We start from the raw sequence: 17070 nt of genomic DNA on the forward strand, positions 1-17070 counted from the left end.
GATGGCCTCGTTCCGCCGCGCCGATGGCCGCACCCACCCCCCGGGGTGCCCCGACGCGGGCCGGGCAAATCCCTATCGGATGGCGCTATAAAATTTCACAGGATTTTAAGTTCAGGTTTTTCTCAACTCTTCTTAAGCTGAACGTGCGTCTTAACTCGTGAGTAGCCTATGTTGGCGCTGCCGAGACTGAAACTAGGTTGTGAGCGGACCTTTTAACAGCCACGCTTATCCCGCACTGATGTAGGGCTCCCACGCGGCATCAGGCAGGGCGAGCCTGCCAGCCAAAGTCTATCTGGCGGGGCCTACCTCAGCAAAAAAGTGGTCGACGTTGGCAATGTCCACTGATGCCTCCGGCTCTGGGATGCGCGCCAGCGCCTCCCGCACGGTGTCCAGGCGGTCGTCGTCGCCCAAGCGGCGGGCGAGGCGGGCTTGGCTCAGAGCGATGCGAAGGCCCAGCATCGGCACCTGCTGTTGCTCGGCCAGAGCCGCGGCCTGTGCAAACCGCCGCTGAGCCTCGTCGGCGGCCCCGAGATCGGACGCGACAATGGCCTCGCCGAGCATGCGATACAGTTCCGGCATCCAGATCTGCAGCTCGGGTCTCTCCAGGCTCGGCAGATCGCTGGTGATACGCGTCACCGCCTCATCGGCGCGGCCCACCTGGATAAGACATTCCGCGAGGAGGCACAGATAAACTGCGAGATCTTCGTTGGTCGTGATAGCCCGCTGCTCAGCCAAGCCCTTCTCCAAGGCCGCAAGACCATCGACTGGGTCGTCCTCCAGGGCAGTCACCCAGCCCTGGAAAATGATACCCGCCGCGCCATGGTCCGCCATGCCGTATTCTGAGGTAAACCGCATCAACTCCGCCGATCGGTCGAAGACCTCCCGCAAGTTGCGGCGGTAGACACTGTGCAGCAGGGTCAGACCCATAGCATGCACACGGCTGCCGAGGTGGTTCAGGCTTTCGGCCCAAGTCCGGGCGCCATCGTCGGCCTCGCGTGCCTGCCGCAGCTTGCCCTCCATCCAGCAGAGCTGGGACAGGTTGCCAAGGGCACACACTTTGGCGTCATGGTTGCCGTACAAGGGTGCATGGTGGGTGTAGTTGCCGCTGTCGTAGATGGCGAGGCCAGCTTGCATATGCGCGCGGCAGTCATGAAACGCTGCGCGCTGGAACTGGACTGCCCAGGAACAATGATGCGCTTCCAGCAGCAACTCCGGATCGTTCCAACGCTGCGCCCGTTGCAGCAGGGTTTCCGGCCGTCCGGGGCTATACGGTGACACGCGCCACCAGCCCCAATAGATAGGAAAATGCCCGGGATCGTCGGGCAACTGCTCGCAGAGCTCATAGGCCGTGGTGTAAAGCTCATGCGTATCTGCCGCGTTGGGCCCTTTCAGGCCAATAAGGGCCGGGCCGAGCAAGGAACTGACCTCAACCCGGAGTTGCCGGACGTGCTCATCTTGGGGGACTTTCTCAAGGTCGGTTAGAGCCCGGCGCAGGAGTTGGGTGGCCTCGGTGAGTGAGGATTGGGCCAAGCTTCGGCGCGCGGCCGCCATCCAATGCGGGGTCGCCTCGATAATATTTCCGGCTTCGCTAAGGTGCAGCGCGAGCATTTCGGGATACTGCGCGATCCCATCTGGGTCGGCGGCCCGCAGGGCACCGGCAACCCTTTCGTGCAGATCACGCCGACGCTCGCGCAGGAGACTGGCGTAGGCAGCATCACGCAGCAGCGCATGATGAAACGTGTAGGTTTCGGATCGCACATGGTGCGCGCGCTCAAAAATGCCGAGCCGGATCAGAGTTGTCAGCGCCTCATCGAGCCGGCAGTCATCAACGCCGCAGACTGCCGCGAGAACGTCACGACGGGCGGATCGGCCAATGACAGAGGCGGCCAACGCAATGTCCTTGGCGACGCCTGACCGGTCCAGGCGCGCCATCAAAGTCTCCTCCAGCGAGGCTGGGATCAACCGATTGGGGGCGATGGTAAGGTCCGGCTCGCTCTGGCGGTGCAGGAGGACGCGGGCGACCTCCTCGACGAACAGTGGCACGCCATCAGTCCGTTCTGTGACACGGCGAACAAGATCTTTAAAGAAGCCACCCCCGAAGAGCCCGTGCATGATCTCCGCGACGTGTTCAGCACCCAAGCGTCCGAGTCGCAGCGTGGTGTCCACCCGCGCGCTCCACTCGGCTGGCACCTCAGGGCGGGCGGTAAGCACGAGCAGCAAGTGTCGATCGTGCAGTTCGTCGAGCAGGACCTCAAGCAGCTCGGATGATGTCGGGTCAAGCCAGTGCAGGTCCTCGACAACAAGGCAGACCGGCCTGTCACCCCCGAGCCTGACAAGGTGTTCGACCAGGATATCGATGGTCTGTTCGCGCAGTTGCTCCGGCGGGAGTGCCGCCGCGCCGGACTGAGCATCGGGATGCCCAAGGAGCATGGCCAGGATTTCAACCTTTTCACGGGCATCTGGTGCCGGCGTCAGCAAGGCTTCTAGCTTGGCCCAAACGGTCACGTCATCGTCTCCGGCGATGACACCGGCAGCCTGGGCTAGGTAGTCGGCAAAGGGCCGTAAGGGACTGTTTGCGTCGAAGGCTGTGGCAGCAATCTGCACGAGAAGGGCGTTAGAGGCCTGACTGCTTACGAAATGCTGGATGAGCCGTGACTTGCCGATCCCGGCCTCGCCAAGCACCAGGGCGGAGCCACCATGCCCGCCGCGAGCCTTGCGCCACAGGACCTGCAGCAGGTCAATTTCTACCTCGCGACCGACGAAAGGGGTGGTGGCACCTCTGTCATCCAGCGCCTCCCGCACTTGGCGAGCGCTGCGCTCGCCCACCACCCGCCAGACCTCATGACGCTGCTCGAACCCGCGGATCTCGATCGCTCCGAGCGGCTCGCATGTAAAATGGGACGCGATCCGCTCGTGCGTGCGCTCGGCGATAATGATTTGGTTGGGCTGTGCGAGAGCTTGAAGGCGGGCAGCGAGGTTCGGGCACGCGCCGATAATCGTGTCTGGGTCGGCTGTGCCCGCCGCAAAAAGGTCGCTGACCGTCACCCGGCCAGTTGCCAAACCTATTCTCACCTGCAACTCGCCACTGCCGGCGCTCCGCAGCGCCCCAGCCCCCCGCACAATGTCGAGGGCTGCTCGCACGGCGCGCTCGGGGTCGTTTTCGTTGGCAACGGGGTAACAGAAGTAGGCCAAGATGCCATCGCCGAGGAAGCGCGCGATGTGGCCGCCGTAGCGCGTAATCGCTTCACCGCAGAACTCCCGATAGATCCGCATCACCTCCAACAAGTCCTCGGGATCAAGCCGTTCGCTGAGACTGGTTGAGCCCACCAGGTCGGCAAACATCACTGTCAGTGGGCGATGCTCGCCAGCACCTGCTGTGTGAACTGGAGCCTGTGCAGGAGGTGTATCGCCTTGAGCTACCTTCAACGCCCGTTGGAAGCGCCGGCGCTCCCCAATCGTCAAGCCAAGTTCGCGCAGGTCTTCTTCGGTGAGATCCCCGAGCTGATCGGCCGTGATCCTATGCTCCCGGAAAGCTTGGATGCGCTCCTCAAGTCCAATCGATACCAGCCATTCTTCCATGCTGTATCCACCGTAGTTTGGGAAGGCTGCTACACCCAAAGTGTTATCGGCATGCAACAGCATACCTGGAGAAGAGTAGTTTTGCCAATCCGTAGTATTGGTAACCCGGTCTCTTGCGCAGTTCAGTCTTTTCGTTCTTCAATAGCGGAGCTTGATCTCCGCCTGTGGATAGTCGCGGTCATACAACCGATAATGTTGGGAGAAGCCCATGCAGCGGGTAGCACTCTGGGTTGCGTCGGGCCTGCTGTTGGCCTCGTGTACTGTTCCTTCCGGCTACCATCCCGGGCTTATAGAATATGGACGAGTTGCTTCGATGAGGGCCTGTGCTGCCGGGACTGGCGCCGAGTTCGTGGAGGCCAAACTCAGGTGGCTGAATGAGTTTGATGTTGCCAATAATGGAGGATCGGGTAATTCGCCTGGCGGGGATGAGAATTATAGAGCCCCACGTTTTTCCAATCTGCCAGCGGTAACTGCTCACCCGTATAAAACCGATGTGGCGGCCGCTTTTGATACGTCTAATTCATTCTTCAAGCAGGAACTCTGTTCGCTCGATTACGTGTTCATTGATCCGCAATTCAATTCGCCCCTGGCATGGGGGTTCTGGGAGGCACCACGTCAGGGTTCGGGAAGGCTCAAATTTGTAGGACTTCCCACCCGATTGTGGTCCGAGAGTCGCGTGCGCCTTTCCCAAGTGGAAGATCTTCGCTTGACGGAGCTCTTACCCGGGTCGAGAGGCTGGGGGACGCGCCCGCGTTACACGGCTTCGGTCGATACTCCGGCGGTCGGCCTGATCAGCACGCTTGCTCACGAACTCGGCCACATTCGCTGGCAAAACGGCGACGCGGTGGGTGATCCGAGCTGCGATCCGCGCTCCGCCTCCAGGCGCGGAGACCCCCTCAGAAGAGAGCGGTCCTGGGCTGACGTGCGCGAAAAGCACCCAATCAACGAGCGGTTTCGGTTCTTCGGTCAGGAGTTCCCAGAGGGAACTGAGCCCAATGGCGAGGCTCGCAAACACGTCGACCTTGGGAATAAACCCGCTGCTGCGGCGATGCTGCAGCGAATTCATCATTCGGGACGCTGGGCCAGCTTGCTGGCCACGGTCGCGCCCGATGAGGACTTTGCAGAAACCTACAAGATGATGGCGCTCCGAGGGGTGACGAATCTCATGTTCCACAGGAGGGACACCTCGGACAGAGGCGTGTCTATCTCTCAGCATCTCGAAGACGATACCACGCTCAGGGCGAAAGCGGTCTGTGTCGGTCGATACCTCATGGTACCTTGGTAATCAGCGAGTGACAGCTACACCAGTTCTTTGATCGTCTGAAGCAGAAGAATGGCATCCGCTCGCTTCTGGTCCACATAGTTGATCGTCAAGATCCGCTCGAGTTCTGTCACCTCCTGATGTGAAAGATGTTGGCGCAGGCTGGCATAAACAGCGTCCCACGTTCGTTGTTTGAAGAACATCGATTTAGCAAGATCAACGATCAACCGGCCGATTTCGGCATTGATTAAACGGCGAGACATCACTCTCTCGACCGTTGCCCGGATATTCACCATTGGCTCCGACAGCGGTTGGTATCCTAGCTCAGCCGGTGCGCTCAGGACGGCAACCTCATCATCGTCCTGAAGTTTCTCATCGCGAAACCATTCGTAAATGACGCCGATGCCCCGCATCCCAAAGACATCAAGTTCGGCTGCTCGCAACGCGCCAATGCTCGCTGCACCATGGACAGCTATGCCCCGGTCTAGAGCAAACAGGATTTCCTCATGCCAGACGGTTGGGGTCGTGTCGAAGAACCCATCGATCACTCCGAGAGCAGTGGGGTCTTCCAGAGCGGCCCTGTAAAGATCGCCCTGCCGCAATGGCGGGCGCCACTCTGGGCCTTCTATGGTGATTGATGTCGGTGGCAACGAAGGGCCAGAGAAAATGATGGCTTTCATTCACCGCTTGCCTCCGCTCGGCGCGCGCGAGGTCCAGGCCGGTAGGCGGGGTGCGCGCTATAACCCTCTAGGCCGGGGACGATCACTCGTACCACGGGAATACCAAATTCCGGACGTGTGAGATCCACGACCGCGACGGAGGCGAACCCGGCGGAACGCAGCCGGTGCAGCAGCCAGAGTACATCCTCCCGGATATCATCTGAGGCATATGTCGAAACCGCGCTAAAGGCGCGCGGTGGCAGGCCCGCCGCGCAGGCGTCGAGCAAGGCCGCGCCCACCCTTGCTGCCAGTGTATCTTCGTAGGCATCCGAGAAAATGTCATCGCGAACGCCGGTGATATGAGTGAGCCGGACTTGTGCGGCTTCGGTGAGCGCCCGCGAGAGCGCAACGGCGCGGCTGACGTGACACCCTACGCCGCGGGATCGCCGACTCATCGACGCCGGATCGTGTGTGCGCGGGTGGATCTCGGACACAAAGACAGGGATTTCGCAGTCGGATGTGACATCCCACACCTGCACGGCGATATTCGACCGTTCATAATGGCCCAAGAGTGCAAGGCACAAAGGATCGTCAACCGTTGAAAGGTCGATGCGGCACCGAGCGCGGTCTATTGTGCCGCGGCGTTCCCAAAGTGCCACGGCATCCCGTTCTATCACTTCGCAGATGCCGGCACTGACAGCCTCGAGAATATGGTTGCCAGATGCGAGACCGTTGGAACTGGCAAGGAAATAGTCGCCACAATCCTTCGTGGATACCTTGTAGTCTGTATAGACCAGCTCAACAGGAACCCAACACGAGCTGCCATCGGCCAGGTCCCAGCCCTTAATCCAGGGAAGTTCAGTCGAAAGGGTGAGACGGCGTTCCGTCCGGCTCAGTTGGTCCAAAGGGAGTACGCGCTCACGTCTGCTTAACTCCCGTGTGCTGCTCCATTGCACGCGCGCCCAAAGCTCTTCACCATGGAAAAGTTCTGTTGCCTCCATAAACGCCGAAGCCATGGCGTGCATCAAGGTCGGTCCTTTACCTTGAGAAACGGCAACTGAGTGTGACCGCGGCCGGACTGCAATGGCAACGGGAATGCCGATATAATCGAGGCCAGTCACATTGCCGAGACGAGTGATGCCTATTCGGGAGGCGAGCGGGCGAACATGGGCCAGGGTCTGTTCTGGCCATACGCTCCGGTGGGCACCCCACGAATATGCCTTTACGAGGGAAGGCCCGAGGCTATCCAGCATGCAGAACCTCGGATCCCTCACGGAAGCGGATTAGGACGAGGCCCATCTTTATTACTTGCCGTCCGGAGACCCACGCTTTTTTCTCTGTGGCAGCTTGGAGGTTCCCATCCCACCTTCCGCTACGATGCGGCGGTCAACGGGAACGCGTATGGCAGATCCATCAGGCGATAATTTCTGAAATAGGTTCTGTAATTCGGCGGCTTCTGGCGTATCCGCCAAGTTCAATGGTTTGAATGGGCGGCCGCGCTCAGAAATCAACAGAGCTCCTTTCTCGCGCTTCAGCATCACAGATCCATCGCTGGGGACGGAAGCACTCGCGCTACTGGCATTTAGGCCCGGTGCAAACAGCGCGCTTACCCCAGCCACAAAGGCATTCCGCCATGAGTATCTTAGCCTGCTCAGCATTGGGTTCCGTCTCACATAATAGCCAGATCGGACTGTTAAAATTGTCACAGGACTTCTGTAAGCTTAAGTAGGTGGTTGAATCGTCTAAACTGTCAAGTAGCGTTCATTGCATATGGGGAGGTGCGAGGCGGCCGATAATTCGAAGTATCCACTGCTGAGCTGGGACAGGCCCCTAAATCAGTCCTCAAGCTGGTGGACTCCTATGCTTCGCGTTGTGCTGAGATGACGCGTAATGCTCTTTGATGGTGCATTCCATAACGTCCCGCCTAGCAAACTGGGCGGATCATTGTCTCACGTGCCTAGAGCAACCATCTCCGTCGACATGTGCTCTGCTTGCTTCACCTCTCGTTTGGCAGACAGCGACGTGAGAAGCGTCGTTTTGTGATCTACATTGTCGAAGGTGCCTTCACGGTCGAGATTAAAGGCAAGGGGAAGCCGAGGTCAAAACCAGCGAGGCGGTGCTGGAGCCGCTCAACACGGTGCTGCGCGCCGGCAATCCCGGCCAAAGCCCCACCATGGTGGTGTTACAGGAGGCCGCGCCAGAGATCTCTCTAAGTGATCTCGCCGGAGGTACGGCGCTTGCCCCAAGGCAGGACGCGCCAAAGCGGACTATGGTTTTCAAGCTTGGCTGCTCTTGCAATGTTGCCCCATAAACTGCGCCGAGCGGGGGAGGGGATGACCAACGATCTCCAACCGCATCCTCTCCCCCTCTTTTCCAGTCATAGCATTCGTAAGTATTCGCGTCTCGGCCAAGGCCTATGCCGAAGCCAGCTTTACTGAATAGGCGTGACAGAGGCGCAAAAGCGGCCACGAACACTTTCCGAAAACTTCGAAAGCAGTTTCATGATCGCAATTATCGGAAATTCGCGACCGCTATGCGCAAAGCGGAGCCGGAACCAGTGATCCTTCGGATGGATGAGGGGACACGGTGTCGCCTTTGCGGTATGATGTTGTGACCGGGGCGGGGAACCTGCACGGGAGGCCACCATGCCAGCACCGACGTCCTACACCTTCTATGGGGTGGTTGAGGATCCCATCGTCGTTGACGATCCCTTCGCCAATATTTCCGTTACGGTCGATCCAGGGGCGTTCGGCTACGCGGCCAAGCAGAAGATCACTGGAAGCCTGACACTCTCAGGCAGTACAGCGGCGCTCTGGGCAGGCCTACCGGAGGCGGAGCGCATTCACTCGACTGCGGACTTCTCGGATATCGGGTTTTTCTTCGAGCAGGCGGCTACTGGAAACTGGACGCAGGCTGACTTCACCACACCGCTGACGCTGGTGTCGAGCGATGACCAGCGGCCGCTCGACCAGCTCCGCGCAAGGCTCTTCCATTCCGATGAACCAGACGGGCCGACGCTGCGCTTGGACCAAATGGAGTTTGGTGGCGCACAGCTGACCAACGACGACAGTCGCTCAGCATTCGTCTACGGCGCTTGGGTTCCGTCAGGCGTGACCCCGAACCTCGTCTATGGCACCGCTGACGAGGACAGGCTGATACTGCGTGGCGAGTTAACTCTGGCGTGGGGTGGGCTGGGTGAGGACTTTATCCGCGTGAGAAGCGGTGAGGGGTTCGTCTGGGGGCAGCAGGGCGATGATCGCCTCATTGGTAACCGCGGTCGTGACATGCTCTTTGGCGGTTTCGGTGACGACACCATCAGTGGCGCAGGTGGGGCTGACTTCTTGAGTGGCGACTATGGCGATGACACAATATCCGGCGGCGCAGGTGATGACCGGGTGAATGGTGGCCTTGGAAACGATCTGATCAGAGGTGATGGCGGCAGGGACATCCTGGACGCGGGTGGCGGCGTAGACAAGGTCTTTGGCGGCTCCGGAAATGATGTGATCTTCTCCGGCACAGGGCAGTTCGACGAGAACTTTGAGTTGGAGCGTTCGATCAGCGATGGCGGTTCGGGCAATGACGTCATCTATGCCCGCTTCGACGCTATCCTGACCGGTGGGTCAGGAGCCGATCTCTTCGTTTTAGGCAACCCGAGCGGAACGCTAGACAACCTAGGTGGGCTGACCGTGACTGACTTCCGGCCCGGAGTCGACGATCTGGTGATCTATGCCGGCGAGCCGGGCCAGTATGACACCTTCGAAGAGATCATGGCGCGAGGCCAACAGGTGGGCAGTGACGTGGTGTTCGACTTCTTCCCCATTAGTACTAAGGACTTACCGTCGCTGATATTGGAGGACGTGAGGAAGAGCCAGTTAACAGCCGGTGACTTCTTGTTCGGGGACTTCTAAGGCAGTCCAGTTCCATAAACGGCCTTCTGCACCACATCGCGCCCTGATGGCGGACAACCCCTCCGCCACACTCCCGAGGAGAAACCGGCCGATCCACGCCCCGTCCTCACCCGCTTCCCCACCGGCGCGGTACGTGTCGTCCCACGCCCGAGGCTGAGGACTATCTTCCTGTGAATCCTGGTGGGTTGTTGTGGATTTCCGGTATCAAGCGATGGGAGAAAGAACCAGAGCCTAGATTGCTAAGGCGGAGCCGAAATAGGTGAGGATCTCAGCCATCATCAACGGCACACAAGACGCATGAGATTGCGATCCCCGCGTTCGCAATATGGTCATATTTGTTCCGCGCATGTTCTGCGTAAAGCGTGTGCAGAGCCCGTCGTAAATACCAACATCTGCGCCGACGCTTAGTCCCGGCCAGCGCCTGGAGCGCCTGGCCGGGCGTCTCCTCACTCTCGAATGTCTCGACGAGCTCCTGGCCGGGCGTTCCGATCTGTCTCCAATTCCGGACCAGGCGCACGGTCTCGAACAGGTCACGCTCGATCATGAGAACGTAGAAGTGCCGGATGCTCTGCTCCGGGTCGGTCCGGTCTCTCTTGGTGGGCTTGTTTTAGCCTAAACCCGATCCATCACACGCTGAACCTGCACGGCGCTCCACGCGCCGCCCCGTGCCGTCCTAATCCCCTTGTCGTTCAACCCAGTTGCGATCTGCCGGAGCGAGACAGCGCCAGATGCCTTCAACTCCTCGATAATGGGCAGTAGATCGGAGGCGCAGTCGTGGGCCTTCGCGATCCGCGCCGCGACGCTGGCCCTGGCGCCTTGCTTGGCAATAGCCGGCAGGTTGCCGCGATCCCCGCCCAGCTGCTTCCCACGGGCCTTGGCAGCGGCCAACGCGTCCTTCGTGCGGGTCGAGATCGCCTTAGCTTCATGCTCGGCCACAGCGGCCAGGATATGGACCGTCAGGCGGTTGGCCTGGGGGAGGTCCACGGCGGTGAACTCGACCCCGGACTCCATCAGGTTAGAGATGAAGGCTACGTTGCGGGCCAGGCGGTCCAACTTGGCGATGATCAGGGTCGCCCCATGCAGGCGGCACAGGCGCAGGGCCTCGGCCAGCTTGGGCCGGTCGTTGCGCTTGCCGCTCTCGACCTCGACCACCTCGGCCACGAGCTGCCAAGTGCCATTGATAATCCCCGTTTGAGGTGAACCCGTTGCACTAAACCATCAGAGATCATGCTTACAAAGTGGTCAGGGTTCACCCCCGGTGTGCCCGGTAGCGAAGCGTTCGGGTATAAAAATCCGCTCATCCTCACATGGGACGTCTGCGGCGCGTGCAGGCGCCTTCGGTGCCTGTTTCCAGGATCGAATGTGAGGGCATCGCGTCAGTGTTGAGGAAGCCATGAGGATAGCCGGTTGCCCGATTGTGAGGGGCGCCCGAATGCTTATATCTCCCTTATGCTTACCGGATTCTTGAATGAAGAGCATCAAGCGGCCTTTGAAGCCGCGCGGGCCGATCACCGGCGCGGTGGTTCGCTCGCGAATAACTGCGGTGCGAAAACGCGAGGTGGTGCTGCCTGCAAGCTGCCGCCGCTCAAAGGGCATAGCCGGTGTCTCCGTCACGCAGGCCCGAAGGCCGCGCGGCAGCACCGCGAGTACCAGCTCAAGCAGGTTGCGTTGGGACGACTGGAGCTGGCCATTTTTGAGGCGGCCGAGCAGCGCCGGGCTGCGAACCGCCAAAGGTGGCTTTGGAAGAAACTCGGGCCATGGGAGTCCGGCTCAACCATCAGCCTGGGAGTGCACGAGGATGGCTTTACGGAGGCGCTCCGAGCTATGGGTTATCGAGCCGACAGCTTGCCACCCGGTATCGCTGACGCGTTTCGCTGGAAGTACCGACGATTTATGGTCGACCGAAGCCAGCCGGCCGAGTGGAGAAAGGTCGTAGAGGGATTGGACGACCATATCCGTGCAGCGGGGGAGTCCCCAGAAAATTTCATTGGCGAAGGTCACTGCACACCGTCCTTCAGAACGCCTCATGGTTTGTCGCCATTCTCACGGAGGCGAATTCTTAATCCCCGTCGCTCGGAATTTGCGCCGCTTCCAAAGGCCGGCCATGTCAATCACGAGGCGTTACCCATGGAAGATCCATATGATCTGAACAGCATTCTCATTCGGCATCGGGCCGAGCTCACTCCTGTTCTGTCACGTTGCGAGACAGCAGAGGATAGGCTGAGGGTTGCAGCAAGTTACAAACGTATCCTCGCCGAGCCGGCAGATTTGCAGGCTCGGCGGGACTGGATGGCGCTCCTTCAAGAGCTTGGGATCTAGCCTGCGTCCTCTAAGCCGTGCCGCTCTCTCGAGCGTCGAACGCGGCCGCAATGCGATAGGTTTCGTCCAAATCGCGGCTCCACTCACTCACCTGACCCTCGGCAGGCGTTTGCCCGATCATCGCCAACAGCAGATTGTCATCATCGGGGATGTCCTCAGGCACGGCGACAATCGTGTGCCACAGGGCTCCATCCGACAGAGACTTCTGCACGATGCAGAAGACCTTCAGATGATCTCGGAGGCTGGGGACAAGAGTCGGGCCACGGTGATGCCAGACCTCACCTGGGAACGGGGGGCGCAGCCGGAACTTCCGCTTTGGGTTTTCCTGAAACCAGAGAAAGTCATTGAAACCCCACGCCTCAGGGCTGCTCGGCGGCGGGTTCATTCGCAAACTGGCTGTAACCTCTTGCAAAACTGCCGGAGCGCAGTCGTAGCAGGCCAAGTGCATAACAGCGTTGTTATCCCGACCAGCCAAGCGGGCGTCGTAACAATTAAAGACCCGGCCGCACGCGAAGCATGCATTGGGATCACCGTTTCGCGCCGCCTGGGCGAGGAGGCTCTCCGCAGTGTAGCCTGCTCTCCGCTGCCGCAGAGCCTCTTGGGCCCAACTCGTGTCTGACTCGCGCTGCCGGCGGGCAGCTTTGCGGAGCCTCTGACGCTCGCGGTGCTGCTGCCGGCGGGCATCCTGTTTGGTTAGCTTCGGGTTGGGGGCGCGAGATGAGCACATGGGATTCTCCTATGATGTGCATTGAAGTGAGAGTGTTGAACGGTGGGGACGGTCGCTGCAGGCGGCTGGGGAGGAGCTAAAGGCCTTCAGGCATCCTCCTTCACTCTTGAGAAAGAGAAGACCGTCGCTATCGTCCCCACCGTTCATAGTCGTTGATAATCAGAGGCTAAGCGCCGGAAGAGACCGTCCGGCGACCGTCCCCGATCAGAACGGGAAATCATGGTCATCAGCAGCAACAGGATCGGACTGGCTACTGATCACTTCAGGCGCCTGAAACGTGATGATCCGCTGGCGGTTCTTGCCGCGCCCGTCATGGCCCGTGGCGATGGTCCAGCCATGCGCTTGGGCCAAGGCCTCGGCCACTCGGTCGAGTGCAGCCCTCATGCCCCGCGGATTACAAGGCCCCCCATTTGGCCCCCAACTCGGTCCCGATGTATTATGGACTTCGTGAAGCAATTCGGCGGCTGTGCCCCGCCACCGTCCCTTGTGCTTGCTGATCACCTTAATCAGGCGAGCAACAAGCGGGTCGTCCTCCAGCAGATCACCTTGAGCGGCTTGGCGGCTGGCGCGGACGGCTTTGAGAAGAAGGCCGGGGGGCCAGCCCAAGCCGCGCGCAACCGCCTCCGCAAACATCGCCGGCTCAGCAAGGCGAGGCAATTCATCCGGGCTCACAGTCGCCTCGGTACCCCGCAGCTCCTTGAGGCCGCCTGAAATCGCGTTAAGAAGCGAAGCGAAAAGGGCAGGGTACCCGGCCTCCCAGGCCGCTCGTAAGGCCGCATCGGTCCGGCGGCTTGCGAGTGGCCTGAGCGTTAGCATCATCACGCGGTCGAGCAGGTCCACCCGACTGACAATGTCAGTCACAACCGACGTCATCATCACAGGGCACAGAATGCTCCACGTGGTCATTTCGCCGTCTTCGTAGAGCGTGCGAGCGCCATGCGCTCCACCTGTAGCGAGCATGCAGAACATGTCTGCAGTTTCCGGCGGAACCTTCGAGAGATTGTCATAGACCAGTAGCGCCTGGTTACGCGCCGCCACCGCGACATCGAGCAGGTTTCGCGGGGCCGGGAGGATGTCAGCGGCTTGAGGGTCCACGAGGTTGCGAAGGCGCCGAGCCGCCGTTGTTTTGCCCGATCCCGGGCGGCCGGCTAGCGCGAGATGAGGAACCACCCCCGTGCGTCGAATCCATGAGGGTAGTGTCATCAGCAGGGTCACGTCAGCCTGAAGACCAGGATCCAAAAGATCGCTGCTCTGGTGCAGCGGAGTTCGATCCGGAAGATTGACGAAATCCCGAATACGATCGAGGAAATCACGCGGGTCGTTATCCTCGACCGGCTCGGGCAGGGAACCCATGCCTGCGGGCCGCCAGAAGCGGGCAGGGCAGTCTCGCATTCCGATCAGGGTCCGGCCCATGTGATCGATCCGGACCACTCGGCCGGAAGAGGAGCCGAGGTCCAGATATACCGTTCCACCAACGACCGCAGTTCGGAGACACGCGTCGTGCACCTCATCCGATACCATTGCACGTGCGCTGAGCTGGTCGACAAGTTCGGCAAGCTGATCTTTGGTTGTGATGAGGCCCGTCTCGGAATTCAGCAGAGCGCGGATTGCGCTAGCTCCCGATTTGCTCTCTAGGCAGTAGTGACCAGTCACACCCTTGAGGGATAGCGTGATGAACGCCTTGCCCTCACGGCTCACCCATAAAGAGACGCCACTCTTGTCGAGAACCTGGAGAGCGGCTTCTGTGAACCTCTGGCGTCCACCCGCCGCAGGGGCTTGCTTGGTCTCACGGGTGGGCACCACAGGCGCAACCAGTTTGGTCAACTCCTGATCGTAGCGGGCGCTAAACTGGCTGATCATGTCATCCAGCTTGCCTGGGCTGCACCCAAGCCGTCGGGCATGTCGCTCCCGCTCGGCTTGGTAGAGCGCTGGCGGCAACAAGACAATCTCCTCCAAGGCCGGAAGGACAGCCTGATCATCTAGGTCGTTTTCGCGACACGTGTGCTTCAGCGCCCAACGACGGGCGGTTGCTTCAGCGGTCTCTCGTTGGGTTGGAGGGCGGGCTGATGCGCCAGCCTCGGTGGGATCGGCCGGAGCATCTGAGGGTGAAAGCGCATCTCGGTTTGAGGCGCAGGCCATGGGATCCATTGGTGATTCCTTGATTATTGTTTGCTGAAGAGCCGCCGCTGAAGGACGGCGAGACGGGTGCGTTGGGTCGTCTCTTGCGCGATGATCCAATCGAGCATTCGGTCCAGCTCCGCTTTCGTGACGTAGCTTTCGACCACACCAGCCGGACGTAGGCCTCGGCAGGCCAGGGCTGCCGCTTGGATCTCGTCGATCAGAGTTTGGCTTGGCATGCCGCCGGCTTCGGCAACGGCGCTGGACAACGCCGCTCGAAGCGGCTCGCGGATGCCATCCGGTCCACCGATGCGCCCCAAATGGTCGCGCCATCCGCCCATACCCGTGTAGACAGAACCCGTCGTAGTCGGCTGGTTAGTGGTTAGCGGCACATGCGGCAGCTTAAGATCGACGCTTGGCATCCCTGCCAGCATGCCGATCACCTGGTCGCTGCAGGGATCTCGCATCCCAATAAACCTCGGTCGACCGACGTAATGGGGTTGAACCGGGTTGAACAGAGCGCCGTCAACGAGCTTCGTGCCGAGGTTACGGTTTACGTCCTTGGTCCAAGCGCGAAGGCTCGTATTGGAAGCCGGTCGACTGAGCATAAACCAGAGCCGAGATCGGATGCCTTGTGAAAGGCCCGTCTTTGCGGTGGGCGTAAACACGCAAGCGGCTTCATGGAACTCGCTCGGCAACTGACGCCGGACGAACTCGGCTTGGGTGGCAAGAGAGCCCCGCAGGATGCGATCAGGAGCAGGGAGATCGTCGACGTCGACCGCGAGCCAGGAGCGGTCGCAGTCCTGTACGGCTGCGTCTTCTCCGCGGAACTGCCGCCGATATTCCCGGGAGGCGTCCAATCCCGGCTTTATGCTACCCCGCAGGAGGACCGCATCTTGCCGGCGGACCAGAGGAGCCAAGGTTACGGCAATGCCGTCGATCGAGGTGAACTCCACTGGCTCAAACCGCCAGTGACTCTCTCGTGGGTAGTCGGCCCAAACGATCGAGCCATCACGCTGCATCTCCGCCGTCTTCACGGCTAGCCCTCGACGCGCTACAGCAATCGTAGCCCCGCACAGTTTAGACGCATTGATGGACAGCGGGATCATGGCCGTTCTCCCAACGCCAGCGCGTCATCCCGTGAGATCTGCGAGCTCATAGGCCGAATCGCCCGAGCCGCTCGCAGGGAGGCCCTCAGCTGGCCGGCTACGTCCCGCTCGTGAGCAACGAGAACCTCAATGGGCACACAGGCCGAGGTGATTGCTGCGCACAATCCCTCTGGGGTTTCGCTCGAAACACCAAGGGCAGACGAGATTGCGAGCAGGATCTCCAAATCGCGCACGACCAGCCCCACAGCTGTTTCGCAGTCGAACATGAGGCGAAAATCGACCGAATTTGACTGGCCAGGAAAGACGGCAGTCACAATAATCGCTTGGGACTTCGTACTCTTCTGGACACGGGCTGCACGGACAAGAACTTCATGCCAACCGTGCGGCGGCAGCGAGGTGGCTTGCGCCTCCCGTGCCTTTGCTAAAGCGTAATCAATGAAGGTCACCTAGGCCTCCTCAAGCGCTTTGATGACGAGCGCTCTCGGCGAGCCTCATGGGCTGCCTTTGTCCGCATGTTCGCCATCCGAGAAACCGCAGTATTCAACAGGGTAATCACATCGCTGGTCAGCACGAGTGTGCGACCAGCGAGGCGCTTGAGAGTCAAGCGGCTTTGGCGAGCCAGGGCATAGACTTGTGCCGGGCTGCAGCCCAACAACTCGCTTACCGTTGAGACCGAGAGGAGGGGGCGGTTGCACCAGGGAACCTGGCGCTCGCTTCCGTTGTTCGCGTCGGCGCACATTATCGTTGCGCCTTTGCTTGAGCCGCCTTGAATTCCTCTACGCTGGCTTCCGCGCTTGCAACAATGGCCTCAAAATGCCCAAGAGGGACAAGCACATGCCCTGCGGGATGAGCCTCGTTCGGTTGAGACACCTTCATGCTCCGAATGAGTGACCCAAGTTGCTCCAGCGGAACAAAGACTCGGTGTTTCTTCCCGACATCATTGTGCAGCGGGGCGTGCACACTTCCGATCAGCGTATCAAGCTGTTCGATCGGGATAAGCACTCGCCTGTAGACGTGGACAGGGGTGAGCTTCCTGTCATTGATCAGCTTGCGCAGCGTGGTCTTTCCGATACCGAGGTACTTAGCTGCTTTCGTGAGCGACAGGAGACGGGTAGGAGTGGGAGTGGGAGTGGGAGTGTAGGGAGTCATAGCGCGGGCTCTCTTGCTGAGCGGGGCCGTTCGCAAAGCCTTCAGGGCGGTAATGATTTGAGCCAAGCAGGATCGCGTCCGGACCCGGAATGGGTCTGGAGATTGAGCTCCGGCGAGAGTGACTTGGTGGCTTGGCTACTTGGCTGTCTTGAACCACCAACGGCCTAAGGCTTGTGGGGATTCATCGTGAATTGATGACGGCGGCGGCGAGATAGATCATTGCGGAGAAGCTTTGGTCGGT

General features: G+C 60.2%; 13 protein-coding genes and 1 pseudogene. 3 read left to right on the plus strand and 11 right to left on the minus strand.

Features of this window, described 5'->3' with window-relative positions:
• Nucleotides 1–288: 288 nt before the first annotated feature.
• Entirely contained in the window at nt 289–3579 is a 3291-nt protein-coding gene (locus JQC81_RS25970) for an adenylate/guanylate cyclase domain-containing protein (protein WP_203274698.1), read from the minus strand.
• Between the two features lie 208 nt (nt 3580–3787).
• Here JQC81_RS25970 and JQC81_RS25975 point away from each other — a divergent pair, with 208 nt between their 5' ends.
• Nucleotides 3788–4864: a hypothetical protein gene (locus JQC81_RS25975; RefSeq protein ID WP_203274699.1), complete on the plus strand. Its 1077-nt coding sequence runs from the start codon at nt 3788–3790 to the stop codon at nt 4862–4864.
• A gap of 14 nt (nt 4865–4878) precedes the next feature.
• Here the strand turns inward: JQC81_RS25975 and JQC81_RS25980 are convergent, their stop codons facing one another.
• The 3 genes from JQC81_RS25980 to JQC81_RS25990 are packed head-to-tail and all read right to left on the minus strand — an operon-like array spanning nt 4879 to nt 7037.
• Nucleotides 4879–5520 carry a TfuA-like protein gene (locus JQC81_RS25980; RefSeq protein ID WP_203274700.1) on the minus strand — a complete coding sequence of 214 codons (642 nt, stop codon included), beginning with the start codon at nt 5518–5520 and terminating at the stop codon, nt 4879–4881.
• On the minus strand, nt 5517–6752 hold the full coding sequence (locus tag JQC81_RS25985) for a YcaO-like family protein (RefSeq protein ID WP_203274701.1): 1236 nt from the start codon (nt 6750–6752) through the stop codon (nt 5517–5519). Before JQC81_RS25985 ends, JQC81_RS25980 begins: the two co-directional genes overlap by 4 nt.
• A 51-nt stretch (nt 6753–6803) precedes the next feature.
• On the minus strand, nt 6804–7037 hold the full coding sequence (locus tag JQC81_RS25990; protein WP_203274702.1) for a hypothetical protein: 234 nt from the start codon (nt 7035–7037) through the stop codon (nt 6804–6806).
• A gap of 1107 nt (nt 7038–8144) precedes the next feature.
• On the opposite strand from JQC81_RS25990, the gene JQC81_RS25995 reads away from it, so the two are divergent.
• Complete coding sequence (locus tag JQC81_RS25995) at nt 8145–9407, plus strand: calcium-binding protein (RefSeq protein ID WP_203274703.1); 1263 nt, start codon at nt 8145–8147, stop codon at nt 9405–9407.
• A 268-nt stretch (nt 9408–9675) separates the two neighbouring features.
• Here the strand turns inward: JQC81_RS25995 and JQC81_RS26000 are convergent.
• Nucleotides 9676–9981: pseudogene (locus tag JQC81_RS26000) on the minus strand (WGR domain-containing protein); the annotation flags it as partial.
• Between the two features lie 38 nt (nt 9982–10019).
• Nucleotides 10020–10568 (minus strand): recombinase family protein, encoded by a 549-nt coding sequence (locus tag JQC81_RS34175; protein ID WP_312887582.1) that lies wholly within the window; start codon nt 10566–10568, stop codon nt 10020–10022.
• 246 nt (nt 10569–10814) lie between these two features.
• Here JQC81_RS34175 and JQC81_RS26010 point away from each other — a divergent pair, with 246 nt between their 5' ends.
• Nucleotides 10815–11726 carry a putative phage terminase small subunit gene (locus JQC81_RS26010; RefSeq protein ID WP_210347276.1) on the plus strand — a complete coding sequence of 304 codons (912 nt, stop codon included), beginning with the start codon at nt 10815–10817 and terminating at the stop codon, nt 11724–11726.
• A 10-nt stretch (nt 11727–11736) separates the two neighbouring features.
• Here JQC81_RS26010 and JQC81_RS26015 read toward each other — a convergent pair whose 3' ends face one another.
• From JQC81_RS26015 to JQC81_RS26035, 5 genes are all read right to left on the minus strand, one after another.
• Nucleotides 11737–11937 carry a hypothetical protein gene (locus tag JQC81_RS26015; protein WP_203274706.1) on the minus strand — a complete coding sequence of 67 codons (201 nt, stop codon included), beginning with the start codon at nt 11935–11937 and terminating at the stop codon, nt 11737–11739.
• Nucleotides 11938–12657: 720 nt separating this feature from the next.
• A complete protein-coding gene (locus JQC81_RS26020; RefSeq protein ID WP_203274707.1) occupies nt 12658–14313 on the minus strand; it encodes an AICE element replication initiation protein in 1656 nt (551 codons plus the stop codon).
• Nucleotides 14314–14615: 302 nt separating this feature from the next.
• Entirely contained in the window at nt 14616–15680 is a 1065-nt protein-coding gene (locus JQC81_RS26025; protein WP_203274708.1) for a hypothetical protein, read from the minus strand.
• Nucleotides 15677–16126, minus strand: a complete 450-nt coding sequence (locus JQC81_RS26030) for a hypothetical protein (protein ID WP_203274709.1) — start codon at nt 16124–16126, stop codon at nt 15677–15679. Before JQC81_RS26030 ends, JQC81_RS26025 begins: the two co-directional genes overlap by 4 nt.
• A 292-nt stretch (nt 16127–16418) precedes the next feature.
• On the minus strand, nt 16419–16829 hold the full coding sequence (locus JQC81_RS26035) for a helix-turn-helix domain-containing protein (protein WP_203274710.1): 411 nt from the start codon (nt 16827–16829) through the stop codon (nt 16419–16421).
• Between the last annotated feature and the right edge of the window lie 241 nt (nt 16830–17070).

Source organism: Microvirga arabica (assembly GCF_016811235.1).
GTDB lineage: Bacteria > Pseudomonadota > Alphaproteobacteria > Rhizobiales > Beijerinckiaceae > Microvirga > Microvirga arabica.